Origin of the sequence: Pseudomonas sp. IPO3778, from assembly GCF_013386825.1 — a bacterium.
Classification (GTDB): domain Bacteria; phylum Pseudomonadota; class Gammaproteobacteria; order Pseudomonadales; family Pseudomonadaceae; genus Aquipseudomonas.
Genome location: NZ_JACARC010000037.1, coordinates 252490 through 278518, shown reverse-complemented (window position 1 = coordinate 278518; position 26029 = coordinate 252490). Strand labels below are relative to the sequence as shown.

Annotated in this window: 29 protein-coding genes and 1 riboswitch; of the genes, 17 read left to right on the top strand and 12 right to left on the bottom strand. The window is 61.7% G+C overall.

Annotated elements, in window-relative coordinates; all coding sequences use genetic code 11:
• Positions 1 to 13 precede the first annotated feature (13 nt).
• The 3 genes from tssM to HX855_RS19595 are packed head-to-tail and all read left to right on the top strand — an operon-like array spanning position 14 to position 5060.
• Positions 14 to 3421, top strand: coding sequence for a type VI secretion system membrane subunit TssM (gene tssM, locus HX855_RS19605; protein WP_177088412.1), 3408 nt, complete (start codon positions 14 to 16; stop codon positions 3419 to 3421).
• Positions 3418 to 4146, top strand: a complete 729-nt coding sequence (locus tag HX855_RS19600; protein ID WP_177088410.1) for a PP2C family serine/threonine-protein phosphatase — start codon at positions 3418 to 3420, stop codon at positions 4144 to 4146. Before tssM ends, HX855_RS19600 begins: the two co-directional genes overlap by 4 nt.
• The gene (locus HX855_RS19595; protein WP_177088408.1) at positions 4143 to 5060 is read left to right on the top strand and encodes a serine/threonine-protein kinase; all 918 of its coding nucleotides are present in this window, start codon (positions 4143 to 4145) and stop codon (positions 5058 to 5060) included. The genes HX855_RS19600 and HX855_RS19595 overlap by 4 nt, the downstream gene beginning before the upstream one ends.
• Here HX855_RS19595 and HX855_RS19590 read toward each other — a convergent pair.
• Both HX855_RS19590 and HX855_RS19585 read right to left on the bottom strand, forming a co-directional pair.
• Positions 5057 to 5386 (bottom strand): DUF6388 family protein, encoded by a 330-nt coding sequence (locus tag HX855_RS19590; protein WP_177088406.1) that lies wholly within the window; start codon positions 5384 to 5386, stop codon positions 5057 to 5059. The genes HX855_RS19595 and HX855_RS19590 overlap by 4 nt on opposite strands.
• A gap of 25 nt (positions 5387 to 5411) precedes the next feature.
• A complete protein-coding gene (locus HX855_RS19585) occupies positions 5412 to 6728 on the bottom strand; it encodes a serine hydrolase (protein WP_177088404.1) in 1317 nt (438 codons plus the stop codon).
• 234 nt (positions 6729 to 6962) lie between these two features.
• On the opposite strand from HX855_RS19585, the gene HX855_RS19580 reads away from it, so the two are divergent.
• Positions 6963 to 9053, top strand: coding sequence for a PTS sugar transporter subunit IIC/EAL domain-containing protein (locus HX855_RS19580; RefSeq protein WP_177088402.1), 2091 nt, complete (start codon positions 6963 to 6965; stop codon positions 9051 to 9053).
• Here the strand turns inward: HX855_RS19580 and HX855_RS19575 are convergent.
• Positions 9031 to 9897 carry a LysR family transcriptional regulator gene (locus HX855_RS19575; RefSeq protein ID WP_177088401.1) on the bottom strand — a complete coding sequence of 289 codons (867 nt, stop codon included), beginning with the start codon at positions 9895 to 9897 and terminating at the stop codon, positions 9031 to 9033. The genes HX855_RS19580 and HX855_RS19575 overlap by 23 nt on opposite strands.
• A gap of 92 nt (positions 9898 to 9989) precedes the next feature.
• Here HX855_RS19575 and HX855_RS19570 point away from each other — a divergent pair, with 92 nt between their 5' ends.
• Positions 9990 to 10544, top strand: a complete 555-nt coding sequence (locus HX855_RS19570) for a DUF4865 family protein (protein ID WP_177088534.1) — start codon at positions 9990 to 9992, stop codon at positions 10542 to 10544.
• 39 nt (positions 10545 to 10583) lie between these two features.
• On the opposite strand, the gene HX855_RS19565 is transcribed toward HX855_RS19570, so the two are convergent.
• Positions 10584 to 11312 carry a CbtA family protein gene (locus HX855_RS19565; RefSeq protein ID WP_177088399.1) on the bottom strand — a complete coding sequence of 243 codons (729 nt, stop codon included), beginning with the start codon at positions 11310 to 11312 and terminating at the stop codon, positions 10584 to 10586.
• A gap of 15 nt (positions 11313 to 11327) precedes the next feature.
• A complete protein-coding gene (locus tag HX855_RS19560; RefSeq protein ID WP_177088397.1) occupies positions 11328 to 11540 on the bottom strand; it encodes a CbtB domain-containing protein in 213 nt (70 codons plus the stop codon).
• Between the two features lie 31 nt (positions 11541 to 11571).
• Positions 11572 to 11711, bottom strand: a riboswitch (cobalamin riboswitch).
• Between the two features lie 27 nt (positions 11712 to 11738).
• Here HX855_RS19560 and HX855_RS19555 point away from each other — a divergent pair.
• Genes HX855_RS19555 through HX855_RS19545 form a run of 3 tightly spaced genes read left to right on the top strand, consistent with a single transcriptional unit; the run spans position 11739 to position 13847 of the window.
• Entirely contained in the window at positions 11739 to 12302 is a 564-nt protein-coding gene (locus HX855_RS19555) for a histidine phosphatase family protein (protein WP_177088395.1), read from the top strand.
• 57 nt (positions 12303 to 12359) lie between these two features.
• Complete coding sequence (gene cobF / locus HX855_RS19550) at positions 12360 to 13115, top strand: precorrin-6A synthase (deacetylating) (protein ID WP_177088393.1); 756 nt, start codon at positions 12360 to 12362, stop codon at positions 13113 to 13115.
• A gap of 12 nt (positions 13116 to 13127) precedes the next feature.
• Complete coding sequence (locus HX855_RS19545; protein ID WP_177088390.1) at positions 13128 to 13847, top strand: alpha/beta hydrolase; 720 nt, start codon at positions 13128 to 13130, stop codon at positions 13845 to 13847.
• Between the two features lie 145 nt (positions 13848 to 13992).
• On the opposite strand, the gene HX855_RS19540 is transcribed toward HX855_RS19545, so the two are convergent.
• Positions 13993 to 14571 carry a hypothetical protein gene (locus tag HX855_RS19540; protein ID WP_177088388.1) on the bottom strand — a complete coding sequence of 193 codons (579 nt, stop codon included), beginning with the start codon at positions 14569 to 14571 and terminating at the stop codon, positions 13993 to 13995.
• 72 nt (positions 14572 to 14643) lie between these two features.
• Positions 14644 to 16452 carry a monovalent cation:proton antiporter-2 (CPA2) family protein gene (locus HX855_RS19535; RefSeq protein WP_177088386.1) on the bottom strand — a complete coding sequence of 603 codons (1809 nt, stop codon included), beginning with the start codon at positions 16450 to 16452 and terminating at the stop codon, positions 14644 to 14646.
• Positions 16453 to 16808: 356 nt separating this feature from the next.
• Between HX855_RS19535 and HX855_RS19530 the strand changes: the two genes are divergently transcribed.
• The 4 genes from HX855_RS19530 (at position 16809) to HX855_RS19515 (ending at position 19051) form a co-directional block, all read left to right on the top strand.
• A complete protein-coding gene (locus HX855_RS19530; RefSeq protein WP_177088384.1) occupies positions 16809 to 17153 on the top strand; it encodes a hypothetical protein in 345 nt (114 codons plus the stop codon).
• A gap of 221 nt (positions 17154 to 17374) precedes the next feature.
• The gene (locus tag HX855_RS19525; protein WP_177088382.1) at positions 17375 to 17740 is read left to right on the top strand and encodes a type II toxin-antitoxin system RelE/ParE family toxin; all 366 of its coding nucleotides are present in this window, start codon (positions 17375 to 17377) and stop codon (positions 17738 to 17740) included.
• Positions 17733 to 18038 carry an XRE family transcriptional regulator gene (locus tag HX855_RS19520; protein ID WP_177088380.1) on the top strand — a complete coding sequence of 102 codons (306 nt, stop codon included), beginning with the start codon at positions 17733 to 17735 and terminating at the stop codon, positions 18036 to 18038. The genes HX855_RS19525 and HX855_RS19520 overlap by 8 nt, the downstream gene beginning before the upstream one ends.
• A gap of 116 nt (positions 18039 to 18154) precedes the next feature.
• Positions 18155 to 19051, top strand: a complete 897-nt coding sequence (locus HX855_RS19515; RefSeq protein ID WP_309139810.1) for a LysR family transcriptional regulator — start codon at positions 18155 to 18157, stop codon at positions 19049 to 19051.
• On the opposite strand, the gene HX855_RS19510 is transcribed toward HX855_RS19515, so the two are convergent.
• Entirely contained in the window at positions 19041 to 19442 is a 402-nt protein-coding gene (locus tag HX855_RS19510; RefSeq protein ID WP_177088378.1) for a RidA family protein, read from the bottom strand. The genes HX855_RS19515 and HX855_RS19510 overlap by 11 nt on opposite strands.
• Before the next feature lie 181 nt (positions 19443 to 19623).
• Between HX855_RS19510 and HX855_RS19505 the strand changes: the two genes are divergently transcribed.
• Both HX855_RS19505 and HX855_RS19500 read left to right on the top strand, forming a co-directional pair.
• A complete protein-coding gene (locus tag HX855_RS19505) occupies positions 19624 to 21177 on the top strand; it encodes a DUF726 domain-containing protein (protein WP_177088376.1) in 1554 nt (517 codons plus the stop codon).
• Between the two features lie 41 nt (positions 21178 to 21218).
• Entirely contained in the window at positions 21219 to 22538 is a 1320-nt protein-coding gene (locus HX855_RS19500; RefSeq protein WP_177088374.1) for an Nramp family divalent metal transporter, read from the top strand.
• 10 nt (positions 22539 to 22548) lie between these two features.
• Here the strand turns inward: HX855_RS19500 and HX855_RS19495 are convergent, their stop codons facing one another.
• From HX855_RS19495 to HX855_RS19485, 3 genes are all read right to left on the bottom strand, one after another.
• Positions 22549 to 22926 (bottom strand): type II toxin-antitoxin system VapC family toxin, encoded by a 378-nt coding sequence (locus HX855_RS19495; protein ID WP_177088372.1) that lies wholly within the window; start codon positions 22924 to 22926, stop codon positions 22549 to 22551.
• Positions 22923 to 23294 carry a type II toxin-antitoxin system Phd/YefM family antitoxin gene (locus HX855_RS33420; protein ID WP_256353052.1) on the bottom strand — a complete coding sequence of 124 codons (372 nt, stop codon included), beginning with the start codon at positions 23292 to 23294 and terminating at the stop codon, positions 22923 to 22925. The genes HX855_RS19495 and HX855_RS33420 overlap by 4 nt, the downstream gene beginning before the upstream one ends.
• 111 nt (positions 23295 to 23405) lie before the next feature.
• Positions 23406 to 24338 carry a LysR family transcriptional regulator gene (locus HX855_RS19485; protein WP_177088370.1) on the bottom strand — a complete coding sequence of 311 codons (933 nt, stop codon included), beginning with the start codon at positions 24336 to 24338 and terminating at the stop codon, positions 23406 to 23408.
• A 116-nt stretch (positions 24339 to 24454) separates the two neighbouring features.
• On the opposite strand from HX855_RS19485, the gene HX855_RS19480 reads away from it, so the two are divergent.
• From HX855_RS19480 to HX855_RS19470, 3 genes are all read left to right on the top strand, one after another.
• Entirely contained in the window at positions 24455 to 24940 is a 486-nt protein-coding gene (locus HX855_RS19480) for a DMT family transporter (protein WP_177088368.1), read from the top strand.
• A gap of 4 nt (positions 24941 to 24944) precedes the next feature.
• A complete protein-coding gene (locus tag HX855_RS19475; RefSeq protein WP_177088365.1) occupies positions 24945 to 25400 on the top strand; it encodes a DMT family transporter in 456 nt (151 codons plus the stop codon).
• Between the two features lie 92 nt (positions 25401 to 25492).
• Complete coding sequence (locus tag HX855_RS19470) at positions 25493 to 25663, top strand: metallothionein (RefSeq protein WP_177088363.1); 171 nt, start codon at positions 25493 to 25495, stop codon at positions 25661 to 25663.
• A 117-nt stretch (positions 25664 to 25780) separates the two neighbouring features.
• On the opposite strand, the gene HX855_RS19465 is transcribed toward HX855_RS19470, so the two are convergent.
• Positions 25781 to 26023, bottom strand: coding sequence for a DUF6555 family protein (locus tag HX855_RS19465; protein WP_003208104.1), 243 nt, complete (start codon positions 26021 to 26023; stop codon positions 25781 to 25783).
• Between the last annotated feature and the right edge of the window lie 6 nt (positions 26024 to 26029).

The following is a 26029-nucleotide window of genomic DNA, read 5'->3' as shown; positions in this document are numbered from 1 at the left end:
CAGGGAGCAACTCATGAACGCATTCTTCAAGGGCGCGTGCACCGTGCTGGGCAGGATTTGGGTCTGGAGCCTGTTACTGGTGCTCTTGGTCGCGATGACGGTGTGGTTTTTCGGGCCGTTGCTGGCCGTCGATGATTATCGATTCTGGCAAACATCGTCGGCGCGTTTGCTGACGATCAGCGTGCTGTTCCTGGTGTGGGGCCTGGCCATGGTCTATGCCAGTTGGCGGCGCATGGCCCGTCAGGGAGCCCCCGATAATGTTGAGCTGCGCCAGCGCAAAGGCCTGGTCGACAACGAGCAGCGGCAGCTGCGACGGCGTTTCAAGGACGCGCTCTACACCCTGAAAAACGCTCGGGTTTATGGTGAGCGCAGCCCGCGCTGGCGCAGTGCGTTGCCGTGGTACCTGCTGATTGGCAAGGCCGGCAGTGGCAAGACCCGACTGTTGGCGGCCAGTGGCCTGCAACGGCTTCAGGATCGAACCGAGTCCACGGCTGATGCCAGTGGAACCCGCTGCTGTGATTGGCATTTCGCCGAAGACGGCGTTTTGCTCGATACGGCTGGTCGCTACCTCACTCAGCCTGACAGTCGTGTGGATAGCGCGGGATGGTCGACGCTGCTGGGCCTGCTGAAGAGGCGTAGCGGAACACGCCCGCTCAATGGCGTGGTGGTGACGTTGTCAATGGATACCCTACTCCATGGCAGCGAGCGGGAGCTGGAGAGTGACGCACGGGCGGTCCAAAGCCGGCTGCAGGAAATCCGGCAGACATTGCATGTGGACGTGCCGATCTATCTGGTGGTGACCCAGGCGGACCGTCTGCCGGGATTTGCGGAGTTCTTCGACCGTCCATTGGGCGAGGGCAGTGAGGCGGTGCTCGGTGAATCTGTCGTCGCAGGCAAAGGCGGTATTGAAATTGGCCAGGTACGCCAGGCGTTCGAAGCGCTGCTTCAGCGCTTGAGCGGTGAACTTGTGCAGCGCCTGCACCAGGAGCGTAACAGCGACCTGCGCGGCCGGATGCTCGATTTCCCCCAGCAGGCGGCACGGATTGGCGAACGGTTGAGCCTGTACATCGACGTTGCCTTCTGCGGCCCGCGTTATCGGCACGCCAATGGATTTCGTGGTTTCTACCTGACCAGTGCGGACGGTGGCCCAGGGGCACCGGGGCCTCGCGCGCACTTCATCCAGGGTTTGTTCAGCCGGGTGATTCTGGCAGAGGCCAACCTGGCGGGTCTCGATAGCCAGGAGCGACGTCGGATTCGCTGGCGCCAGGGGCTGCTGACCCTGGGCGCGCTGCTGGTTGTCGGGGCGGCGGGCTTGCTTTGGACCCGCAGTTACGCGTTCAACCACCAGCGCCTGGAGCAACTGCGGGAGCTGATGCGACCTCCCGCGACCGTACCGCCTGGGTCGGACACTACGCTGGCGCTCCTGCCCCTGTTGGACAGTCGCCTGGCGGCCACTCGGGTTTTCCCGGTTCAGGGTGGGGCCAGACTGGCGGAGCGGATGGGTTTGTATCAAGGCGATATCAGCCGTCCCGTATTGGAACAGGCCTATGGGCACGCCTTGGGTCAGTTGCTGCTGTCCCAGGTCAGCGAGATGCTGGAGGAGCAGGTACGCGGCAGCCTGGAGGATCGCGAGCGGCTGCTGGACAACCTCCGCGCGTACCTGATGCTTGACCTGAAGGAGCGTCGGGATGCCAGTTGGTTGCGTGAACGAGTGGCGGGGTATTGGTCGATACGTTTTGCCGGTGAGCCCTCGGTGCAAAGTCGTCTGAATGAACACTTTGCGCGCTTGCTTGAACAGCCGTTCGTGCAGCCGCTCAATACCGAGCTGGTGGCCCAGGCACGTCACGTGTTGCGGGGGGAGTCACTGGTGGATGTGGTGTACCGCGTGCTGCGGGAACAAGCTCGCAGCCTCGAACCTTACCGCCTTGCCCAGGGGCTGGTATTTGACGGGGCCGACCGTCCCATTCCGGGTTTTTATACCAGGAAGTACCTGCGCCATTTCGAGGAGCAGGGTGCACGACTGGTGAACACCATCGTCCAGGATAACTGGGTGTTGGGGGAGGGGGCTGACCTGAGCGCCATGGATTTGCAACGGCTGATGGTGGCGCTTGAGCAACGCTATTTCAGCGAGTATGCCGATGCATGGAGCGAGGCGCTTGGGCGGATTCGTCTACGTGAAACTGACAACGCCCGGCAAGGTGCCGAGCAACTCGCCAGCCTGGCGTCTGCCCAGTCACCGTTGTTGCAGATGCTGCAACAGGTTCGTGATAACACGCGCCTGCCATCGGTCAACGAGCACCTGGAGGACCTGTCTGCCAAATTGCCAGGGCCTGCGACAGCACTGGGGCAGGTTGCCCAGGCCGCCACCGCGGGTGTCCGAGCGGGGTTGGCCGGCACGCCGCCCGACACGGCGCGGCGTGCACTGCAGCGCCGCTTCGAGCCGCTGCACCAATTGCTGGACAACCAGCAGAACCCAGGTGCCGAATTGACCCAGGCGTTGCAGGCACTCAACGACTTGCACCTGCAATTGGCGACCTTGAATCGCGAAGGTTCGCCGGAGCCGATCGCCTTTGAGATGGTCAAGCGGCGGATTCAGGGGCAGCAGGATGCCCTGGGGAATGTGCGTAACGTTGCTGCACGCTTGCCGTTGCCACTGACGGGCTGGTTCGAAGGCCTGGCGGATGAGCATTGGCGCCGCTTGCTCGACCAGGCCTATCGCCATGTGAACCAGCGTTATCAGAGTGAGGTATATGGTTTTTACGCGAAGGCGATCAAGCAACGTTTCCCGTTCAATGCCCACGCCAGCAGCGACGTCGCCCTCAACGACTTCCAGGAGTTCTTCAAGCCCGAGGGGGTGATGGCACGGTTTTTTGACAGCTATCTAAAGCCTTTTGTCAGCGGTGATGCCGGTCGCTACCGGCTGCGCAGCCTGGATGGACGCAGCTTGCCGATGTCCCGGGCGTTGCTCGACCAACAGCCGAAGGTGCAGGTGATCAGGCGCGGTTTTTTTGCGGATGACCCGGGAGACTTGCAGGTGCGCTTTACCCTGGCGCCCTACAGCCTGGACCCGGCGGTCAGTCGCGCGGTGTTGCGTCTGGGTGACCAGCAGATGGTGTACCGCCACGGGCCGATCGTACCCATGACGATGCAATGGCCAAGCGAGGCTGAAAATGGGCGCAGCAGCCTGGTGTTGGAGCGCGGTGGTGAGCGGCCGTTGGGCATTGAAAAAAACGCCGGCGCCTGGTCCATGTTCCGCTTGTTCGACCTGATGCAAAGTGAACCCTCCAGCGGGCAGGATGTATTGATCCTCAAGGCGGACCTTGCAGGCTTGCGCGCCAATTACCTGCTGACCAGTCGACGCACGCCCAATCCATTTCAGATGGCCCAGTGGCGTACCTTCCGCCTGCCGGAGCAGTTGTGAGCCCGGGGCGGGCTCGCTGGTACAGCGCTGGCCGTACGCACCGTGGCAAGCTCAGGTCACGCAACGAGGACGCCTTTCTCGACTGCCCTCGGCACGGCTGCTGGGCTGTGGCGGACGGGATGGGCGGGCATCAGGCGGGGGATGTCGCCAGCCAGTTGGTGGTCGATAGCCTGGCGTCGCTTCCTGGACGGGGGAGTCTGGACGAACGGGTCGAGGCAACCCGCCGCTGCCTGCAAGGGCTCAACCGGCGGCTGGGCGAGGAGCTGACGTTGGCCGGCCAGGGCGCCGACTGCATCATGGGCAGCACGGTCGTAGCATTGCTGCTTCAGGGCAATCGCGCGGCGTGTGTCTGGGCCGGTGACAGTCGTTGCTACCTGTGGCGCGGGCAGACGTTGTACCAGCTGTCGCGGGATCATTCGTTGTTCGAGCAATTGCTTGATCAGCGGCTGAGCCTGGAGCAGGCCAGGGCTCATCCTGATGCACGCGCCTTGACCCGGGCCATCGGTTCGCGGGGTCCATTGAGCCTGGAGGTATTGGAACTCAGCACCTTGGCAGGGGATGTTTTTCTGCTGTGCAGTGATGGCCTGTATCAGGCGCTGAGCCATTCTGAGCTGGGGCAGGCATTGAGCCTGGGAAACCCACAGCAGGTTCTGGATCAACTGTTCGCAGGTGTACTGCGGGGTGCTGCCAGGGACAACCTGACGGCTGTGGTGGTGCAGTCATGAGTGATCGGCCTGATGGCGAGGTTGCGCCCCTGCCCAGCCCCCCGTTGACCCACTTTGCCTTTGCCAAGGCGCCAGCGCCCCCGCAACGTGACGGCATACCTGCAGTGCTGGCCGGGCGATACCGTATCGAACGCGTGCTGGGTGCTGGCGGTATGGGGGTGGTCTATCGCGCACGGGACTTGCTGCACGAACAGTTTGGCGAGTCGCGCTCCAGTGTGGCGATCAAGGTACTGGGTGAAGCCATCCGCGAGTCGGCGGATGCCCACGTGCTGCTCTACAGCGAATTTGCCCTGACGCGCAGCCTTCGGCATGAGCAGGTGGTGCGTGTGTTTTCGTTTGAAGTGGATACGTCCTGCCAGCTCGCTTTCTTTACCATGGAACTGCTCCAAGGGCTGACCCTGGACCGGTTGCTGCTGGAGTGCCCCGGCGGCTTGCCGTGGCGGGAGTTGCAAGGCATCGCCGTGCAATTGCTCGATGGGTTGCGTCATAGCCATCAGCAAGGCGTGCTGCATGGGGATGTGAAACCCGGCAATGTGATGGTGGGGGAAGGAGGGCTGCGCTTGTTCGATTTCGGACTGGGCCAGGCCGACGGGCAGGCAGCCGTCGGGTCGCCCGCCTTGAATCGAAGTCGTTTTAACGCCTGGACACCCGCCTACGCAGCGCCCGAGCTGCTGGCCGGCGGTGCTCTGTCGGCCAGTGCCGATCTGTACGCAGCGGCGTGTGTGCTCTACGAATTGGCCCAGGGGCGGCGCCAATCCGGTAACCGGCCCGCCAGGCCCGGGCAATTGCCTCGCCAATGCTGGCCGGCGTTACGCACGGCGTTGGCGGCCGACCCTGAGCACCGGGCAATCACCCTGGAGGAGTTACGCGCAGTGCTCAGCGATACCCGCCAAGGCTTGAGCCGCTGGTTCTAGCCGGGCAGGTCATGCAACTGACAATATTCGGCCCAACTCAGGCCTGCCATCTGCGCCACTTCCTTGTGCACCTCAAGGCGCTGGGCTTCGAATTCTGCCGGGGACTGCGCCGTCAATTTCAGCGTCAGCTCCCACGCAAACAGGCCCTGTTGCTCGGCTTCAGCCTCAAACACCTCATGCAGCCGCTCGGCGCGGTACTGCTCGAGGGTTTCACCCTTGGCCTGGGCTGCCAGTGGGTTCAACGTATTCAGTTCTGCAGCCAGGGCCGGGTGTTCGTTCAGGAATCTGTCCAGGGCTAGCTGGTGGTTTTCGCCGGGTTGGGACAAAGGTTTACTCCAGGATAAGAGACGGTCAGTCGGGTTTGGTCATCAAAAAAGCCGCCATGGCTGCATAGGCCGGCAAGGTCACCCCGTCATTGGCCGCATTGCCCGCCACGGGGTGGGAGGCGTAGCGAACAATCACCATTTCAGCCTTGGGATCGATGTAGATGCTCTGGCCATGTACCCCACGGGCCATGAAGGCGCCGTCCGGATTGTGGGTCACCCACCACATGTTGCGATAGCTCCAGCCCTTCAGTTGAGCGTAGCCGGCCTGGGCGAACGCCTGCTTGTCGCCGCCCTGGCGAATATCCTTCACCACGCTTTCGGGCACGATCTGCTGGCCATTGAAGCGCCCGCCGTTGCGCAGCATCTCGGCAAACCGGGCCAGGTCCCGCAGCCCGGTGTTCAGGCCGCCACCGGCAAACGGTGTGCCGATGGAGTCGACCGTAAAGTAGGCGTCCTGCTCGGCGCCGATCCGGCTCCAGATCCGCTCGCTGAGCAGTTGCGCCACGTTGCGCCCGGTCGCGCGGGCGATCACCCAGCCCAGCACGTCGGTGTTGACGGTCTTGTAGCCGAACGCGCGGCCGTGTTCGCCACGCTGTTTCACGGTTTGCAGGAACTCGTAGTAACTGCGCGGCCCGGTGTAATCCTTGGGTTTGGGCAGCGGGTTGCCGGCCTGGGCGTGGGCCCAGACTTCGGCGTTGGGGTCGGCGTAATCTTCGCTGTAGTCCAGGGCCGTGGTCATGTCCAGCACCTGGCGCAGGGTGGCGCTGCCAAACGCGGAATGACCCAGTTCGGGCACGTAGTCGACGATCTTTTTCTGTGGATCGAGGGTGCCATCGGCCACCAGCATCGCGCCCAGGGTGCCGATCACCGATTTGGTGACCGACATGGCCGCGTGTTGGCCGTCCTCCTTGAGCGCCCCGAAGTAGCGCTCATACACCACCGTGCCGCGATGCATCACCACGATGCCATCGGTGTAGGTGGCGTCCAGGGTCTGGCGCCACGTCAGCGGCTGGGCGGCACTGACGGGCTGTACGGGAAGTGCGTCGAGCCCGGCGTCGAGTTTACGCGGCAGCGTCAGCGGCGCGCCCAGCCCGCGGGAGACATTCACCGTGGGCATCAATTGGCGAAAGTGGGCGACACTCCAGCGCATCGCCGGGAAGCGGAAATAGCTGCCGTCTTCAAAGCGCAGGGTGCGGTCTGCCGGCGGTGGTGCGCCGACCATCCATTGCAGCCGGGCAGGGTCGCTGGCCTGGGCATCGGGGAAGGTCGGGGTGGCGGCGCCGGCCAACGGGCTGATCAGGCCGAGCAGCGCGCAGGCCAAAAGGGGAGAGAATCGCAGCATCAGTCGAGTCCGTTCGAGGAGAGCGTCGCTTTTTACGACAATCAGTACGCCGAAGGATGGGCCAAGCCGAGACAATCGACAAGCCGCAAGCCCATACGGCGATTCTGAATAATTGCCCCAGGGGCGGCAAAAACCTTTCGCTCGCGGTGTGAGGGCGTGTAGCGTTACCCCCCTGATAAGGCTACAGCCAGGTGTTATTTTGCGACCCTGGCACCCGCGACCGAGGGGCAGGTGATGGCGCAAACGCTGTTCAAGCTTTTCTTCACCCAGCGGCTGGCCGCCTTGGCCAGCATCGAGTCGTTGCGGGCCATACGCGAAGGGCTGCTGTGGATCCTGCCGTGCCTGCTGGTGTCGGCGGGTTTCCTGATCCTGTCCGAATGCGCCCGGGTGCTGGGTTTTGACCCGCAGGTGGTGGCCTTCCTGGCGGGGCTGCACAACCAGATCAGCTCGGTGATTCCGCTGCTGGTGGCCGCTTCCATCGGTTACATGCTTGCGATCCAGTACCGCCTGCCGCAACTGCCGGTGGCGTTCCTGTGCCTGGCCCACGTGGTGATTGCCACGTTTTTGCTGCGGGATTTTCCCCGTGCCTCGGCGACCTTCGTGTTGTTTATCGCGATCGCCTCGCCGCTGCTCAACGTGCCCGTGGTTGCCTGGCTGCACCGGCGGCGCTGGACCCGGCTGGTCAACGAAGACCTGGTGGGGCACAACCTCAAGGGCACCATCAATATGGTGGTGCCGGGAGCGATCACGGCGATGGGGCTGGTGCTGGTGCTGTCGTTGCTGTTGCAGATTCCGCAGGTGGCGCAGCTGCAAGGGCCGCAGGTACTGGATGCGCTGCAGTCGCCGTATGGCAGCGGCCTGTTTGTGTCCCTGATGAATTCGCTGCTGTGGTTTTTTGGCATTCACGGTGTCTACGCCATGCAGCCGTTGTTCGATGTATTGGACCAGGCCGTGGTGCTCAATAACGCGGCGGTGGCGGCGGGCGAGCCGATCAAATATGTACTGAACAGCGGCCTGCTGGGCAGTTTCGCGTTTATCGGTGGCTCGGGTGGTGCGTTGTGCCTGCTGCTGGCAATCCTGATGTTTTCCAGGAGCCAGTCCATGCGATTGGTGGCGATGGCCAGCCTGCCATTGTCCTTGTTCAACGTCAGCGAAGTGCTGTTGTTTGGGTTGCCGATTATTCTCAACCCGCGTCTGTTCATTCCGTTTCTGCTGGTGCCGGCGGTCAACGCAATGCTGGCGCTCACCGTGGTGCTGCTTGGCTGGGTCTCACCCGCGGTGGTCAGTGTGCCGTTTACCGCGCCGGTGTTGCTCAACGCGTATTTGAGTACCCATGGCGACCTGGCGGCGGTGTTGCTGCAGGTGGTGTTGCTGGGGGTGGGAACACTGATTTACACGCCCTATGTACGGGCAATCAACCGTGAGGCCATGGAAGGCGGCACGGTGTATTTGAAGTCCCTGGACATGACCTTTCGCGGCCTGGAAGAAAAGGGCCGCTTGCTGGAGTTGGACCCGGTGATGGCCTCCCATAAGGCCCAGGCGCGGCAGGCCAGCGAGTTGAGCCATATCCAGCAGATCAGCGACTACGAGTTTTACCTCGAATTCCAACCGCAGATTTCGACCCTGACCGGGCTGTGCACCGGTTGCGAAGCGTTGATGCGTGCACGGGATGCCGAGGGCACGGTGCATTCACCCTGGGAGTTCCTGCAATGGTTGGCCCATGCGCGGCTGATGCCCGACGTGGATGTGTGGGTGGCGTCCCAGGCCGTGCGCCAGTACCAGAGGTGGCAAAAGGTCGGCTTTGCCTTGCCGATGACGATCAATATCTCCAGTGCCACGCTGACGACCCCGGCGTACGGTGACCGGCTGGTGGAGATTTTGGCCCAGGCCCACGGGCAGGTGTCGGTGGAGATCACTGAGGATGCGTTGGTGGGGGATATCCAGGGTGCCCGGCAGATGATCGAGAAGCTGCAGGCGATTGGCGCGAAGGTGTACATCGACGACTTTGGCACCGGGTTTTCGGCGCTGAGCTATCTGCATCAGTTCCCGGTGGATTTCATCAAGATTGATCGCAGTTTCGTGGTGGCCCAGCATGATCCGAAGGGCGCCCAGGTATTGACCGGGATGTTGCGGTTTTGCGAGGCGCTCAACCTGGGCGTCGTGGTCGAAGGCGTTGAAACCGCCGAGCAGCTCGCGTTTTTGCAGTCGGGTTCGGAGTTGATCATTCAGGGCTGGTATTTCAGCAAGGCCATACCGGGTGATGAGCTGGAGCAGTTTGTGCGTGGACGCGCCCAGACCCGACCTAACGTTCCAGAACGCCTCTGAAGGTTGCACTCAAGGCCCGCAGCGTCTCGCGGGAACGACCATCACTGATTCGGCTGTGCAACACGATTTCACTGACGGGCAGCGCCGGTAACCCGTACTGTTCGCTCACGTCCACAGCGCCCGCCGGTGCCACTCGCCGGGCCAGCGCCGCGACCCCCAGGCCGGCGCTGACGGCCGCACCCACGGCCATCACACCGCCGCCGACAAACACCTCGGTCCAGTCAATCCGCGCCTCATCCAGCGCCCGTACCGCCAAGTGCCGTACGCCGCAGGGCGAGGCCAGGGTTGCCAGGCGCAACGGCGTGCCGGGGGTGTGTTGCCAGGTGGGGGCGGCGAACCAGCCAAAGCGCTCCACCACCAACACTTCACCGTCCTGGCGGTCGCCTTCGTTACGCACGATCACCGCGTCCAGTTCGTTACGGTCGAACGCCGCGATCAGGTCCCGGGACGAGGCAATCCGCACCTCCAGGATCACCAGCGGGTCATACGCCGCCAGGCGGCTGAGCCACAGCGGCAGGTCCGGCCCGGCCACGTGGTCGCTGATGCCGATCACCAGCCGGCGTGACGCACCGTTGCCCATATCAGCCAATGCCCGTTCGTGGGCATTGAGCAGCGCGCGGGCGGCGATGATGAACTGCTCGCCCTGGGGCGACAGCCGCACATGCCGCGGCGTACGCACCAGCAAGCGGTAGCCGAGGCGGTCTTCCAGGCGCTTGAGTTTGAGGCTGATGGCCGCCTGGGACGTGTCGAGGGCCTGGGCCGCGCGGGTGAAACTGGCGAAATCGGCCACCAGTACAAAGGCCTGTACGGTGTCGATATCCAGGGGCTTGAGTGCGTCGGTCATTTCAACTCCTTATCACACATATATCGAGTGATATCTTGATGAAATCATTGGCGCTGCGCAAGCTGGCCACTCATTTAAAGAGGAGCGCCATGATGTTTGCCAAACAGTATTCACATCGTTTGCCGGCGGATTACGACATGGGCGTCATCAGTGAGCGGGCCGCCCGGTTAGGGCCGTTGTGGGATCACGCCGAGGGTTTGCTGTTCAAGGCGTTTATCGCTCAGACGCGGGGGCAGGCGCCGGGTGTGGGCAACCTGTATTCGTCGGTCTATCTCTGGTCAGACCCCTTGCAGGCCGCGGACTTTCTGCTTGGCGAGCGCTTTGATAAGGTCCTCGACAGTTTTGGCCAGCCGCACATTGAGTCGTGGTTGCCGCTGGATGTGCAGCGAGGTCCGGCGCAGAAGGCATTGAGCCTGTACCGGGAAGAGTGGGCGCTGGCGCCGGGCGCGGATCGTGGGCAGACCCTGGCGGCAGAAAAGGTGCGCAATCGGCAGATCGCGGATGGCAGCGACAATTTCGCGGTGTTCCTGGCGCTGGATGTGCAGGCGTGGAAGCTGGTGCGGATCACCTTGTCGGGCAAGGCGCTGGAGGTGAGCCATCCGGCTAATGGCTACGAAGTGTTGTATCTGGCGCGGCCGGGTGTGTAACGCCGGTAGCCGCCGATCCGTCGGCGGCTAGCCTTGCCATCAGGAGTTGAGACGGGCCTGAGGCTGGCTCAACTTGCGCTCGGCCACGGCGCCGAACACCAGGCCCAGGGTGGTCCACAGCACCAGTTGAATCCCCAGGGAGGCCACGCGGAACTTCCACAGCAACACCGCCGAGAACTGCTCCGGCACTTCATTGATGGTCGGGAACAGGCTGCCGGCCACCGAGACGATCACGATGTACAGCGCCACACCCAGGATCGCGCCAGCCCACAGGCCACGGCGTGCGATCAGCTTGCGGGCGGCGTTGAGCGCAATCACCGCCGCCGCTACCGACACCAGCAGCATCAGGAAAAACAGCTTGGTGCGTTGCGCGATGGTGGCCGGGTCGCCCACCGATGGCGGGTTGGCCGGGTACTTCAGCCCCGGCACCACGATGATCGTCACAAACGCCGCCAAGGCCAGCAGCGCCGCCAGGCCACGGGGACCGACCTTGCCGATACGGCCCAGGGCGTACGTGAATACCAACGCGAAAATGCCGCCCAGGGACACGCTGTACACCACCACACCGGTGAACAGGCCGAAGGTACTTTGTACTTCGCGGCTCACCAATTCTTCTTCCGGCGCGTCGCCGTGCATCTGTGCCATCTGATCTTCGAAGGCGATGGCCTTGTCGATCTGCGGTTCACCAAAGGTCTTGGCGAAACCGAAGGCCAGGATGCCGGCGAGCAAGCCCACCAGCATCCCGCGAACGAGTAAATGCCCTGTCATGTCGTCACGCTCCAATCAATGGCAGGGGAAACCCAGCAGGTGACGACCGTCGTGCACAAACTCATGCACGTACATGCCTTTGAACACGGCGGTGGCGCCTTGCTCGGCGCCGACGAAGTAAATCGCCAGCATCAACAGCAGGCCGCCGAAGATCGCCCAGGGCAGGATTTCGCCCAGGGGAATGGACGGTATTGAAACGTCGGAATCGGTTGCAGCGGTATAAGCCATGAGAACCTCCAGGGATGACGCGTCCCGAAATGGATAGCGAGTTGGCTGAAACAGGGTCTGGCTTACGGCTATCAGGCCGAATACAGTGGCGCGACCGCGCCGGCGTTGAACCGGCTTCCTGTTGCAGAGTAGTTGAAACATGTTGAAACAACTTCCCAAGTCTACGCTGACTGCACCTTAAAACCAGAGCGATTTGTCATGCAGGCCACCCGGTTGACCCTTATTGCCCACGCCAGTACCCGTGCCCAGAAACGGGCTCGCTTCGCGCTGGATGAACCGGTGGAGATGGACTGGCAGCAGGCGGCGCTGTCCCAGGGGCATCGCTTCAAGCGCGCGCCCGTTGTGCTGTGTGGCCCGGAGGCGCGGACCCGGCAGACCGCGACGCTGTTTGCCGCCGATGCTTCGGTTGAAACAGCCCTGCGCGATTGCGATTTCGGCCGCTGGCACGGGCAGGCAATCGATGAGGTTCAGCAGGCCGAGCCCGACGCACTGCACGCCTGGTTGACCGACAGCACCGCGGCGCCCCATGGTGGCGAATCAGTGGTGCAGCTGTGTGAACGGGTAGGGCAGTGGCTGCGGTCCCTTGAGCAAACGCCGGGGCATGTGCTGGCGGTAACCCATCCGTTTGTGATCCGCGCGGCGCTGCTGCATGTCATGCAATGCCCGCCCTCGATGTTCAACCTGATCGACGTCGAGCCGCTGTCATCCACCGAGTTGCGGTTCAACGGCCGATGGCGCCTGCGCCTGGAAACTCACGCGTGACGCCCCGAACATGGCAAAATCCGCCCCCCGCACCGAGAACACCATGAAGACTTTCCCATGAAACGCATCCTGATCATCGGCATTGGCGCCGGCAACCCCGACTACATCACGATGCAGGCGGTCAAGGCGCTCAACCGCACCGACGTGTTTTTCCTGATGGACAAGGGCCAGAGCAAAGACAAACTGATCGACCTGCGCCGGGAAATCTGCGAGACCTACATCACCGATCACGCGTACCGCTTTGTCGAGGCCGATTGCCCCGAGCGCGTGCGGGGTGATATCGACTACACCACCGCCGTCAAGGACCTGAACCGCGACAAGCAGCAGACCTTCGAACGGATGATCAATGAGGAAATGGCCGACGGCGAAGTTGGCGCGTTCCTGGCCTGGGGCGACCCGGCACTGTACGACAGCACCATCCGCATCCTGCAGGCGATTCTGGCCAGTGGCAGCTGTGTGTTCGAGTTTGAGGTGATCCCGGGAATTACCAGCGTCCAGGCCCTGGCGGCCCAGCACAAAGTGCCGCTGAACCGGATTGGCCGCTCCATCGAAATCACCACCGGGCGCCGGCTGGCAGCCGGGCAGGCGAGTGATGCCGACACCCTGGTTGTCATGCTGGATGCCGAAGATTCCTACCGCACCGTGGCCGATCAGGACCTGGATATCTACTGGGGTGCCTACCTGGGCACACCGGACGAAATCCTCATCAGCGGCAAAGTGGCCGAAGTGGCCGACGAGATCGAACGGGTGCGCAAGGCGGCGCGCCAGGCCAATGGCTGGATCATGGATACCTATTTGTTGCGCAAACCCTGAAGGTTGATGCCCATGCTCAAACTGATCGCCCTCACATTGGCGCTGTTTACCAGCGCCGCCCATGCCGACGCGGAGCTGCACACGGACCTGCCGCTGCCGTATCTGGAACAGACCCAAAGCGATGCGCGCAACGAGCCACTGGTGATCTTCCTGCACGGTTATGGCAGTGACGAGGCCGACTTGTTCGGGCTCAAGGACCGCTTGCCGTCGACCTGGACCTACCTGTCTGCGCGGGCGCCGATGCCGGTGGAGGGCGGTGGTTATCGCTGGTTTCGCAAGAAACCCGGCGATGGTGATTTTGATGGCGAGACGGCTGATTTGCAGAGCAGCGCCAAGCTGATCGAAGACTTCGTTGCCCAGGCCACCACCAAGTACCACACCCAACCTGAGCGGGTGTTTCTGGTGGGGTTCAGCCAGGGCGCGATCATGTCCTACGAGGTGGGGTTACGGCATCCCGAAGCCCTGCGCGGGATTGCCGCGTTGAGTGGCAGCGTGCTGCCGGTGCTCAAGGCTGAACTCAAGCCGGACGAGCGATTGGGCAAGCTGGCGATCTTCATCGGTCATGGCACATTGGACCAGGCGCTGCCTTACTACTCGGCGACGCGGGCCAATGAGGTGTTGCAGGGGATCGGCCTCACGCCGGAATTCCACGGCTACCCGGGAATGATTCATACCGTGGGTGAGGCGGAATTGCTGGACTTGAAGCAGTGGCTGGAGAAGAGCCTGCGCTGAATCCTGCGAGGTGAACGCGATCAAAAATGTGGGAGCTGGCTTGCCTGCGATAGCCGTGTATCAGTCGCCAAAAACAGTGACTGGTCGATCGCTATCGCAGGCAAGCCAGCTCCCACATTGGATTTTCATTGCCAGATAAAACCGGTTATTTACCGCCGATAATCTGCTTCACCAACAGCGCATGGCCCTTCTCATCATCCGCCCGGGAAATCGCCTGCACCACCAACTGGTGGCTGCCGGAGCCCGTCAGGAAGGTGGAACTCAGGGTCTTGCCACCGCCCATGGTCGCGGTGCTGTCGACCTGGCGCAGGGCCAGGCCCTTGACGGTGAGTTTCTTCTCGGCGCCTTTCTTGAAGTCCGGCAGGGCCGCGCTTTGTTCCTTGACGAAATCCGCCACGGCGCCGTCGAGGAACTGCGGGTCGTTGTCCTTGATCAGGCCGGCGGCACTCGGTTTCTCAACGACAAAGATCACGCTTTTGGTCGCCTGGTCGCTGTACATCGTGCCGCTGGCGCCCGCAGTGCCGTGCTCGGCATCTCCGGCCGGCAACGGGTCGGCCAGGTAGGACGCGGGCAGGTTGAAACTGAACTTGCCGTCCAGGGTAGAGACGGTCTGGGTGGCGTTTTTCTGCGCCGCAGGCTTGCTGGCGGCAAGCACTTGGCTGGCGCCGAAACCGGCGGCCAGCGCGAGGGCCAAGAGGGCTGCTGTCTTGCTGAGGGTGGCCATGAAGCTCTCCAGGGATGAACGAAATTGCGCAGTATTCTGTCAGAATTTTCGCAAGATCGTTCGTCTCCGTCCTTACACCTTGTCGGACTCCTCCTCGAGTCGGTCCATCTCAAACAGTCGCGCCAATTCGGTCCGGGCCTCCTGGGCCGATTGCATGACCTTGGCCGCGTCGTCATACACGGCGTGTTGAGCCGCCAGCAATTGCAGGTCATGGTTTTTGAAGCGGCTGATGCGCGCGTCGGCCTGGGCTTGGGTCAGGCCAAGGCCTACCAGGGTCCGGCGGCTCATTTCCAGGCTGGAGTAAAACGTCTCTCGCACCGGTGATGCGTCGAGGTCCACCAGGCGGTGCACGTGCTGGCGGTTACGGGCGCGGGCGATGATTTTCATGTGCGGGTAGAGGCTGCGCACCAGCTCGGCGGTCTTGATGTTGATTTCGGGGTCGTCCATGGCGATCACGAAAAACTCGGCCTGGTCGACCTTGGCCGCGTGGAGGATTTCCGGGCGCTGGGGGTCGCCATAGAATACCGGCATGCCGCCGAAGCTGCGGGTCAGCTCGATGGTTTCCACTGAGGTATCGAGGGCGATAAACGAGATGTTTTGCGCCCGCAGGATCCGCGCCACGATCTGCCCCATACGGCCCATCCCGGCGATCACTACCCGTGGCGCATCGCTTTCGATGGCGCGGTATTCCTCGGGCACTTCCACCGGCTTGACCTTGGGCTTGAACAGCTTCGGGCAGAGCAACAGCAGCAAAGGGGTCACGGCCATGGACAGGGTGATGGTCAGTACCAGGATGTCGTAGAGGTGCGGTTCGAACAGGCCCTGGTCGCGGCCGATCTTGAACACCACGAAGGCAAACTCACCACCGGCCGCCAGCACCACGCCCAGGCGCAGCGCACTTTCCCGGTTCAAGTCGCCCGCCAGATGACCCACGCAGAACAGGATTGGCAGCTTGATGGCGATCAGCAGCAGGGTCAGCCCCAGCACGATCACCGGTGCGCTGAACAGCAGGCTGATATTGGCGCCCATGCCCACGCTGATAAAAAACAGCCCCAGCAGCAGGCCCTTGAACGGTTCGATCTGTGATTCCAGTTCATGCCGGTATTCGGAGTCTGCCAGCAGCAGCCCGGCGAGGAACGCGCCGAGGGCCATGGATACGCCGACCAATTCCATCAGCCATGCGGTGCCGATCACCACCAGCAACGCGGTGGCGGTGGAGACCTCCCGCAGGCCGGTCTTGGCCACGATGCGAAACACCGGGCGCAGCAGGTAGCGTCCGCCGATGATCACCACGGCGATGCTGGCCAACACCTGCAAGCCGTGCTCCAGCCCCTGGGAGGCGGTGGTGGGGTGATCGCTGCCGGCGAGCAGCGGCACCATGGCGATCAGCGGAATGGCTGCGATGTCCTGGAACAACAGAATGGCAAAGGCCAGGCGCCCGTGGGGCTGGTTGAGTTCCTTGCGCTCGGCCAGGCTTTGCAGGCCAAACGCGGTGGAGGAAAGCGCCAGGCCAAGGCCCAGCACAATCGCGCTGTTCCAGGATTGGCCAAACACAAACAGCGCTACCACGCCGATCACTGTGCCCGTCAGCAACACCTGCGCCAGGCCCACGCCGAACACCGCCTTGCGCATCACCCACAAGCGTTTCGGTGACAATTCCAGGCCAATGATGAACAGCAGCAACACCACTCCAAGCTCGGAAAACTGGCTGACGCTTTGCGGGTTACCCACCAGGCCCAGTACCGACGGGCCGATGATCACCCCGGCCAGCAAGTAACCCAGCACGGCGCCCAGTTGCAGGCGCTTGGCCAGGGGCACGGTGAGTACGGCGGCGAGCAGGAACACAACCGCCGCTTGTAACAGGTTGCCTTCATGGGGCATTGGGAACTCCAGGATCTTTTTGCTGAATCAACAGGTTTTACCGTAGGCGCGAGCTTTCTCGTGATGGTCGTTAACGATGACGCTGACTGACTGAATTCACGCGGTGCCTTGGGGTTTTTCGCGAGCAAGCTCGCTCCTACAGGGGTAACACAGGGCGCTATTAGAGCGCTTTTTCACATTTTGAAATCTGAATTTTTGCAGGGGCCAAGGCTTTCGCATCAGCGTTTATTGGATGGCGTCAGGTCCCTGCGCGGCACTCTCGAAAGTATTAATACCATTTATTTCAATGAGTTTTATGCACGCGGCTAACGTTGTGACAAATCAACCTCACGGCTAACGTCAGCAGCGGTGCGCAGATGAATGCGGCGCTGGCGGGTACGTCGATAAACCTCACGGGCAATAATCTGACGTTCAATAACTCGGGCACGATTGACCCGGGGCTGCTCGGGGCGGTCACGTCGTTGAGTGGCGGGTTGATCCTGGGTAATACCGGCGCCAGTACGGTCAACATCACCAACAATGGGAGCATTGGTTCCACGGCACTGCAGAACCTGACGCTGTTCGCAGCAGACACTCCGGTGGTGGCGATGCAGGGTGGCTCGACCATCAACAACGGCAAGCTTGGCCTGGGCTACTCCGGCCAGGTCTCGCGTAACGACAAGGACCACGCGATGACCATCAGTTTCTCCCTCGGCTTCTGATCAAGGCCGAGTCCCTTCAACCGCCCGAAAGGGCGGTTTTTTTTGATCGTTTCTGCGCCCTGCGTAGGAATGCAGCCTGGGATGCTCTGCGTCCCCCTCCGCTCCAATAATCATGCGGGAATAATCTACAAACACTTTCCCGGGAAGAACGGGAGGTTGTGCGCCGCTCAAGCCTCTACAGTTATGCCCTTGAGTTTATATTCCATGGATGGCATATTTGCATGAATTGGGACGTTGAATACACGGACAAGTTTGGAGACTGGTGGGGCGGTCTGGATGCAAGGGAGCAATCCTCAGTATCGGCCAGTGTGGATTTGCCGGGCCTCTTGGGGCCAGGCCTTGGGTTTCCTCACAGCAGTGATATCAAGGGTTCGCGGCATGGCAGCCTGCGAGAGCTGCGGGTACAGCACGCGGGGCGACCTTATCGTGTTCTGTATGCATTTGATCCACGCCGGTGTGCCTTATTGTTGATAGGTGGGAACAAAACCGGACGAGGCCGTTGGTATGACGAATACGTCCCTCTGGCTGAAAAGTTGTATGACGAACATTTGGAAACACTGCGTATAGAGGGCCGTCACCATGGCTAAAAAATTTAGTGAGCTCCAGGCTCGCATGACACCGCAAGCCCGGGCCGATGCGGAGCAGATCCTCCAGCAGCACCTGAAAGAAATGCCTCTGCATGAACTGCGCAAGGCGCAGCAGATGAGCCAGGACACCTTGGCCAAGGCGCTGAATATCAACCAGGCGGCGGTGTCCAAAATGGAGCGGCGTACAGACATGTATATCAGCACGCTGCGTAATTACATTCGCGCCATGGGAGGGGAGCTGGAGATCGTCGCCACGTTTCCTGATGGCCAGGTAAAGATTGAGAACTTTGCCCACTGAGTCATTCTTTCCATCAACGCCCGGCCATGCGCCGGGCTTTTTGTGAGTTGAACGGTTATCGCCATTGTGCAGCTTTATAGATAATACTGAGTGTTCCTGCCTTTTCGGACATCACCGTGAACCAACTCCTCGCCATGCGCGCCTTCGTCCGCGTCGTCGAAACCGGGTCCTTCAGTCGCGCCTCCGACCAGCTATCGCTGCCGCGCTCCACCGTCAGCAAACTCATCACCGACCTTGAGAAGCACCTTGGCGTCAAGCTGATGCACCGCACCACTCGTGCGTTGGCGGCCACGTCGGAAGGGTTGGAGTACTACAACCATGCGCTGTGCCTGGTGGCGGAACTGGACGAGCTGGATAGCGCCCTGCGCGGGCAGAAGCTCAAGCCCAGTGGCCACCTGAAGGTGGATGCACCGGCGTCCTTTGGCAATTGCCTGCTGATCCCGGCGTTGGTGGATTTCCATCGCGAGTATCCGGATATCACGATTGCCCTGGGCATCAGTGACCGTGCGGTCAACATCGTGGGGGAGGGGGTGGATTGTGTACTGAGGGTTGGCAAGCTGGATGACATGGCCATGATCGGGCGCAAGGTCGTCGACCTTGAGTATGTGACCTGTGCGGCGCCGGGCTACCTGGAGCGCATGGGCACGCCGGCCTCTCCCGAAGACCTCGCAGATAACCACCTCAAGGCCGGTTATTTCTTTGCCGGGTCGGGCAAGCCGGAGCCGTTGATCTTCGAGAAAGACGCGGTCCGTCATGAGATAGGCAATTGTGCTTTTTCGACCAACGAAGGCAACGGCCTCAAGGAAATGCTGCTCGCCGGCCTGGGCGTCGGGCAGCACTTCAAGACTATCGTTGACTACTACGTGGAGACTGGCCAGCTAGTCCCGGTGCTGGCGGACTGGACCCGGCCGGCTACGCCGTTGCACATCATCTACCCACCCAATCGACATCAGAATGCCCGGTTGAAGGTGTTTATCGATTGGGTGATCGAGCGGTTCGGCGTCAGGCAATAATGGCCGTCACGCGGATTTCAATGCGCATCGCCGGCAATCCCAGGGCCTCCACCCCCAGCTCGGTCCAGATCGGCGCGTGATTGGGCATGTAATGGCGGTACCACTTGACCATCTGCTCGTTCACCTCCGGTGGAAATCCGCCCACGTGGTAGGAGTTGACGTGGATCACATGCTCCCACCCGGCCCCGGCTTGCGCCAGGGTGCGATCCAGGTTTTGAAAGGCCAGGGCTATCTCGTCGGTGAGGGATTCGGGAATCTGGAAGGCGTCGTCCCAACCGCCCTGGCCTGAGGTCTCAACGCGGTTGCCGACTTTTACCGCCTGGGCGTAATGCAGGGTGTCGCGGGCGATGTCGCCATAACCGGGGGTGATGAAAAATTCGGGCTTGCTCATGGTGTTCCTCGGTTTCAGTGGTTGACCCGACAAAGGCTAATCGACTGAAAGACCGAACAAAATCCGTGTTTCTTGACATCACTGTGCATGGCTGTGGACAGTCTGGATTTCAGTTTTTCACATTCCCCAACTTCACCCTTTGTTACTATCGCCCTCCGTCGTCGCCAGGAGTCACCGCCCCATGCAACACCAGTGGGAGGAAATGCACCGCACCCGCAAGCCCACGTTTGTATTGTGTGGCGAGCCTCAAGGGGATGTGCTCAATCTCTATGTCCATGGTTATTCGGCGTTCTTCAACCCGCAGCAGTTGGGCAATTTCTCGCAGCAACTGGCAACCATCGAAGGCTCCACCAACCTGATGCTGTTCTGGCCGGCCGGGCATTTCCTGGAAAACCTGTTTGCGCCGTTCAAGGACGTGATCGCCTCCATGCTCGGCGGCGGCAGCCTGGGTGCGGCGACCATTGGGGTGGGCAAGGCGATTGCCTATTTCCTCGACCACTACAAAAGCGTCGAGGCGCGGGTGGATGAGGTGGCCAGGAGCCTGCTGCCCGAATTGGCCAACTACCTGCACGGCGAGTCGCTCAAGGTGCGGCAGATCAACCTGATCGGCCATTCCCTGGGCGCGCGGATTCTGGTCAAGAGCCTGCTGGCAAGCCCCGAAGTGGCCCGCGAGTTACCGCTGAACAACCTGTTGCTGATGGGCGGCGCGATTTGTACGTCCAGCCCGTGGGACCTGGTGTCGGCGCCCCTCAAGGGCCGGGTGATCAACTGCCACTCCAGCAAGGATTGGGCCCTGGCCCTCAAGCCCGACACCGAACGCTGCATTGGCCGTTATGCGATTCCGGTCACCCCCGCGCTCAAGGCCAAGGTTGCCAATGTGCACCTGGCCACGTTCGACCACGCTGCTTATTGGCCGCAATTGAAGACGGTGGTGCAGTACACCGACCTGTTGCAGGAGCGCCGGGGCATGATCCGCGCCGATCAGCGCAGCAGCGAAGTGCGCTTTGCCGAGGAGGATGTCGACCTGTTCCCGCTGCTGGTGCAGGCGCGGCCGGACGAGTTGAAGTTCTTCGCCGAGTTGATGGCGCAAAAGCGCAGTGCTTCGATCGATGCCACGGTGCGCGAACCTTTGAAGCTGGCGATTGAGCTGCAGCGCATGGGGGGCGATACGTTTATGAACCTGGCCCGGGGCCATGGCGTGAGCTACCGCGAAATTGCACAGGATGTGGCGCAGCGAGTGGGCATCAAGTTTGATGAGCCGATCGAGAAGGTTGCCCTGGCGGATCTGGAAGTGCAGGTGGCCGAGCGCCTGATTGAGCAGTACAAGGACAAGCTCAGCCAGGCCGACCGGCAAGTGTTCGAGGCGGAACTGAAGGCCGCGGCACAAAAGGAACAGGGCTTTTTCAATCGTTTTGATGTCGGGCGTTCAGCCACCACCGCCTTGAGCGGTACCGCACTGGCCGGGCTTACCGGGTTTATGCTGCGCCGTGGCGCGGCCACGGCGATTCCGGTGGTGGGGCAGGCGCTGGCGGCGGCGATGCTACTGGTGACGGGGGTGCGGGCGTTTTCCGGCCCCGCGTACTCGATCACCACCCTGGCGGTGCTGGTGATAGGCGTGATTCGCGAGCGCATGGAGCGTGAGGCGCTGAACCAGGAGCTGGACCTGGTGGTCCAGGTGGTCGAGGCATTTGATCTGCCCCGGGAGACGGTGATGCGCACGGTCGCGTCTGACTGATAAGCTGCGTAAACGTCTTGTGTGAAAGCCTGGTACCCCGCGTGAAATTCAGCCTGCCCAAAATCGCTACTGCCCCGTTCTGCCCGCCGGAAGTCGCCGGCACCATCGTCGTCGACCCCAGGGCTTCGTTTTTCAAGCGTGTGTTGAAATTTGCCGGCCCCGGCTTGCTGATCTCCATCGGCTACATGGACCCGGGCAACTGGGCCACAGCCATTGAGGCCGGTTCGCGCTACGGCTACAACTTGTTGTTTGTGGTGCTGCTGGCGAGCCTCGCGGGGATGGCGGTGCAGTGCCTGTGCTCACGGTTGGGCATCGCCACCGGCAAGGACCTCGCGCAATTGAGCCGGGAGCGCTACAGCCGGCGTTCTTCTTTCGTGCAGTGGGTTCTCGCGGAAATCTCGATCATCGCCACTGACCTCGCCGAAGTCCTCGGCTGCGCCCTGGCGTTTCACCTGTTGCTGGGCGTGTCCCTGACCACCGGGATTGTCATCACCGCCTTCGATACGCTGTTGATCCTGGCCCTGCAAAATCGCGGCTTCCGCCGGCTGGAAGCGATCATGCTGGCGCTGGTGGCGACGATCGGTGTGTGTTTCTTCATCGAACTGGTGTTGATCAAACCCTACTGGCCCGATGTGTTCCGTGGTTTCACCCCGTCGCTGTCGGCCATCAGCGATGCCGCACCGTTGTACCTGGCCATCGGCATCCTGGGCGCCACGGTAATGCCCCATAACCTGTACCTGCACAGCTCCATCGTGCAAACCCGGCTGTTCGGCAAGGACCTGGCCAGTCGCCAGGACGCGGTGAAGCTGGCACGCATCGATACCATCGGCTCCCTGGCCCTGGCTTTGCTGGTCAACGCGGCGATCCTCATACTGGCTGCCGCAGCGTTCCACCAGACCGGTCACACCGACGTGGTGGAAATCCAGGACGCCTACCACCTGCTGGACCCGCTGGTGGGCGGTGCCTTCGCCAGTGTGCTGTTCGGTGTTGCACTGCTGGCTTCCGGGCAAAGCTCCACGTTCACCGGCACCATCGCCGGGCAAGTGATCATGGAGGGCTACCTCAACCTGCGTATTCCCTGCTGGCAGCGGCGCCTGATCACCCGTGGCCTGGCGCTGATCCCGGCGTTCCTCGGGGTATGGCTGATGGGTGACGACGCCATCGGCAAACTGCTGATCCTCAGCCAGGTGGTGTTGAGCCTGCAATTGCCGTTCGCGTTGTATCCGCTGATCCGCATGACAGGTGACAAGCGCCTGATGGGGCCGTTCGTGAACCGTTTGCCCACGCGGCTGCTGGCCTGGGGCTTGTTTGTGGTGATCAGCGGGGCGAATGCCTGGCTGATCGGGCAGTGGTTGTTTTGAGCCCAGTGAGTCAGGTCAGGACGGCCAGTGGTGTGTATTTCGCCACTATCGGGTCGGCCGTCAACAGCTTCATCGGTTCGATGATGGCGGTTGCGATGATGAGCCGATCAAACGGGTCCCGGTGATGGGGTTCAAGGTCCTTGACCGCGATGGCGTGTTCCGAAGTGACGGGTAATTCCACGTAGCCGCTTTCCAGGCAATATTCGCGGATTTCTTCCAGGTTCACATTGAGCTTCCAGAGCCCGACCTTGATGGCCAGCTCCCAGAATGTGGCGGCGCTGACGTAGACCTCGGCGGCGTTCTCGATCAGCTTTCTGGCCCTGGCGGACAGTTTGGGATCATCGCTCAGGGCCCAAAGCAGGATATGGGTATCGAGCAACACTCTCATGGGTGGTTGCCCTCGAACGCGTCCAGCACGTCATCTGGCAATGGCGCATCAAGGTCATCCGGCACCACCAGCTTTCCCTTCATTGCGCCGATTCGCCGGCCCGTGGGTTTCCCCACCGGGACAAGGCGGGCCATGGCGCGCCCGTGCTTGGCGATGGTGATGATTTGGCCGGCGGCGGCATCATCCACCAGTTTTGACAGGTTATTTTTTGCTTCGCCCAACGGTACGGTAATCATAGGGTCTTCCCGGTATTTTGGCCAAATATAGCCAAAATATCGTAGGCAGGCAAAGATCAGCCGACTGCTGGTTGAGGGTGATTTTTGCGGGAGTGGTTGTGTGTTTCCGAACGGGTAATGACTGGCATCCATGACGTCTCTCCTGAAGGAAGTCGTTGGAGTCTGCCGGAGTGCAAGGGGATTTGGACCTGTGTTTCGTAAAAACAGACAGGCCTTACGGGAGGGGGGATTTTTCCTGACGGCTCAACGATCCCAGTACGGCACGGCCCCAAAACACTCGACGAAATAGTCGATCACCGTCCGCACCTTCAACGATAACCGCCGACTGCCCGGCCACAGCGCCGCAATTTTTTGCGGCTCCAGGGTCGTCGCCACTTCATAGTCGGTCAGTACTGCCCGCAGCGTGCCGGCGCGCAGGCCTTCACCGATCAGCCACGATGGAAACACCACCAGCCCCAGGCCTTGTTCGGCGGCGTGGGTCAGGGTGTCGGCGTGGTTGCCGGTGATCGGGCCTTTGACGCTGTAGGACGTCCAGTCGCCCTGGTCGCGGCGGAAGAACCAGCGCTGCTGACCGGTCACGCCCTTGTAGGCCAGGCATTGGTGATTGGCCAGTTCTTCGGGATGTTGAGGCGTACCGAAACGCTCCAGATAGCCGGGGCTGGCCGCGAGGCGGAAACGCTGGGGTGCGAAGATTCGTGCCTGCATGCCGGAATCGTTCAGCACGCCAATGCGAAACAGCAGGTCTGTACCGTCTTGCAACGGGTCGACGTAGGTGTCGGTTTGCTGGATATCCAGTTGCAGCTTCGGGTAACGCCGGCACAACTCCCCGAGCCATGGCGACAGGTGGCGCTGGCCAAACACCATCGGCGCATTGATGCGCACCAGCCCGCTGGGTTCGCTGTCCTGTTCCTGCAGCGCCTGGCCGGCGGCTTCCAGTTGCTCCAGCATCAACCGCGCATGACGGCCCAACAGGCGACCGGCTTCGGTAGGGCTGACCGCGCGGGTGTGGCGGTACAACAGCTGTTGGCCCAAGGCCTGTTCCATCAGCTGGATTTGCCGGGAAATGGAGGAGGGCGCCAGGCCTTCGCGGCGTGCGACTTCGGAGAAACTGCCGTAGTCCAGTACCGCGACAAACAGGCGAAGCGCCTTAAAGCTCAGTTCGTTCAAGCCCTGCATCATCACTCCATGCTGTGCGTTTTGCGCAAAGGTGTTGTCGGCATGCTCCCATTTATCGCACAGCAGCGCCACCGGATAATGCGCGCCATTGTTCCTCTCTAACGCGCAGGTGATGTATGCAGGCTTCTTCAATGGAGGGCGTGGCTCAGGCCAGGCCCAAGACGTTTCTTCGGTTGCTGCTGCTGCCGCTGGTGATTCTCGGCGGCATGGGCTTGTCGGTAGAGGCCGGGTTGCTGGGCCCGCTGGGCGTGCAGGTTGGCCACCTGTGGGCGACCCTGAGCATCTTCGGCGTCGGCTCGGCGATCCTGTTTTTGCTGCTGCTGTTCAGCGGCCCGCAAACGGGCCCGGCGTTGACCGATCTGCCGCGCTGGCAACTGATCGGCGGTTTTCTGGGGCCGATGTACGTGGTGGTACTGACCCTGGCTACACCGCATATCGGCATTGCGATGACCATGATCGCGATCCTGTCGGGCCAGGTGGGCAAGAGCGTGCTGATTGACCACTTTGGCTGGTTTGGCACCGCTCGCAAGCGGGTCAATGTGGAGCGCTGGATCGCATTGGCGTTGATCGTGGTGGCACTTGTTCTGATTGCGCGGGGTTGAGGCGATGAATCTGATTCTGTTGTTGGTGTTGGTCGTGGCCGCCGGTGCGGTGTTGAGTGTGCAGGCCGCCATTAACGGTCGCCTCGGCCAGACGGTGGGCGTCTTGCGCAGCAGCTTGCTGACGTTTGTGGTGGGGGCGATCAGTACCGGGTTGCTGATTCTGTTCTTCGAGCCTGCCCACGCCGTCAGCCTGCTGGAGGTGCCGAAGTGGCAACTGACCGGGGCGTTGTTCGGGGTGGTGTACATGATGGTGATGGTCGGCGCGGTCCCCATTGTCGGCACGGCGGTGGCGACGGTAGCGGTGATTGTCGGCCAGTTGGGCATGGGCATGCTGATTGACAACTTCGGTTGGCTCGGCAACCCGGCCATCGAGTTGTCCGGCAGCCGGATCGTGGCGATGCTCTGCCTGGCGCTGGCCCTGGTGTTCATGTACCGCAGCAACGCTCGTCGGGCTGACTGACGGCCCTTTGAACCTTGAATCCTTGCCTATAGTCATTGCTTGAGGTGCCGGCGTTCGCCCCACCTGGACGACCACGAAAAAGGAGTCTGACCATGCAAGACAAAACGTGCAATTGCCCTCACTGCAAGTGCCAGCTGGGAAAAGACGCAGTGATGAAGGATGGCAAGGGCTACTGCTGCCAAGGCTGCGCCGACCATCATGCCCATGGTGAGCCTTGTGCTTCGGCGACCGGTTGCGAGTGTGCCAAGTCGGCGCATGGCTAACGCAGGCTGCCTCCTGTAGGAGCGAGCTTGCTCGCGAAAAACCCGAGAGCGACGCGGGGCACCAGGTGCCCCGCGTCATCGTTAACGACCTTCGCGAGCAAGCTCGCTCCTACGGTTTCACGCGCTGGGGCGCGCATCCGAGCGGCGCCATTGCACGTTTTCGATACCGAATTTCTCGGCCTGGGGCTGGCTGGTTTTCTTCACCTGCTCCCGGGCAAAGCGCCCGATGCGGCCTACGCCGGCGTCGCAGCTTGCCCAATGCCAGGCTTCGGCGTTGTCGAGTTTTTCCAGGCGGATGATGAACGACTTGGGCTGGCCATGCAGCGTGTAGTCAATCACGAAAAGTTTTGCGTTAGTCATGGATCC

Coding starts and splice junctions, on each gene's coding strand:
- HX855_RS19545 (WP_177088390.1), top strand. CDS start 13,128: ATGCTCAAACTGATCGCCCTCACATTGGCGCTGTTTACCAGCGCCGCC.
- HX855_RS19470 (WP_177088363.1), top strand. CDS start 25,493: ATGCAAGACAAAACGTGCAATTGCCCTCACTGCAAGTGCCAGCTGGGA.
- HX855_RS19495 (WP_177088372.1), bottom strand. CDS start 22,926: ATGAGAGTGTTGCTCGATACCCATATCCTGCTTTGGGCCCTGAGCGAT.
- HX855_RS19485 (WP_177088370.1), bottom strand. CDS start 24,338: ATGCAGGGCTTGAACGAACTGAGCTTTAAGGCGCTTCGCCTGTTTGTC.
- HX855_RS19535 (WP_177088386.1), bottom strand. CDS start 16,452: ATGCCCCATGAAGGCAACCTGTTACAAGCGGCGGTTGTGTTCCTGCTC.
- HX855_RS19585 (WP_177088404.1), bottom strand. CDS start 6,728: ATGCTGCGATTCTCTCCCCTTTTGGCCTGCGCGCTGCTCGGCCTGATC.
- HX855_RS19520 (WP_177088380.1), top strand. CDS start 17,733: ATGGCTAAAAAATTTAGTGAGCTCCAGGCTCGCATGACACCGCAAGCC.
- HX855_RS19525 (WP_177088382.1), top strand. CDS start 17,375: ATGAATTGGGACGTTGAATACACGGACAAGTTTGGAGACTGGTGGGGC.
- HX855_RS19555 (WP_177088395.1), top strand. CDS start 11,739: ATGCAGGCCACCCGGTTGACCCTTATTGCCCACGCCAGTACCCGTGCC.
- HX855_RS33420 (WP_256353052.1), bottom strand. CDS start 23,294: ATGGATGCCAGTCATTACCCGTTCGGAAACACACAACCACTCCCGCAA.
- tssM (WP_177088412.1), top strand. CDS start 14: ATGAACGCATTCTTCAAGGGCGCGTGCACCGTGCTGGGCAGGATTTGG.
- HX855_RS19570 (WP_177088534.1), top strand. CDS start 9,990: ATGTTTGCCAAACAGTATTCACATCGTTTGCCGGCGGATTACGACATG.
- HX855_RS19580 (WP_177088402.1), top strand. CDS start 6,963: ATGGCGCAAACGCTGTTCAAGCTTTTCTTCACCCAGCGGCTGGCCGCC.
- HX855_RS19510 (WP_177088378.1), bottom strand. CDS start 19,442: ATGAGCAAGCCCGAATTTTTCATCACCCCCGGTTATGGCGACATCGCC.
- HX855_RS19595 (WP_177088408.1), top strand. CDS start 4,143: ATGAGTGATCGGCCTGATGGCGAGGTTGCGCCCCTGCCCAGCCCCCCG.
- HX855_RS19560 (WP_177088397.1), bottom strand. CDS start 11,540: ATGGCTTATACCGCTGCAACCGATTCCGACGTTTCAATACCGTCCATT.
- HX855_RS19480 (WP_177088368.1), top strand. CDS start 24,455: ATGCAGGCTTCTTCAATGGAGGGCGTGGCTCAGGCCAGGCCCAAGACG.
- HX855_RS19530 (WP_177088384.1), top strand. CDS start 16,809: ATGAATGCGGCGCTGGCGGGTACGTCGATAAACCTCACGGGCAATAAT.
- HX855_RS19565 (WP_177088399.1), bottom strand. CDS start 11,312: ATGACAGGGCATTTACTCGTTCGCGGGATGCTGGTGGGCTTGCTCGCC.
- HX855_RS19465 (WP_003208104.1), bottom strand. CDS start 26,023: ATGACTAACGCAAAACTTTTCGTGATTGACTACACGCTGCATGGCCAG.
- HX855_RS19505 (WP_177088376.1), top strand. CDS start 19,624: ATGCAACACCAGTGGGAGGAAATGCACCGCACCCGCAAGCCCACGTTT.
- cobF (WP_177088393.1), top strand. CDS start 12,360: ATGAAACGCATCCTGATCATCGGCATTGGCGCCGGCAACCCCGACTAC.
- HX855_RS19540 (WP_177088388.1), bottom strand. CDS start 14,571: ATGGCCACCCTCAGCAAGACAGCAGCCCTCTTGGCCCTCGCGCTGGCC.
- HX855_RS19575 (WP_177088401.1), bottom strand. CDS start 9,897: ATGACCGACGCACTCAAGCCCCTGGATATCGACACCGTACAGGCCTTT.
- HX855_RS19475 (WP_177088365.1), top strand. CDS start 24,945: ATGAATCTGATTCTGTTGTTGGTGTTGGTCGTGGCCGCCGGTGCGGTG.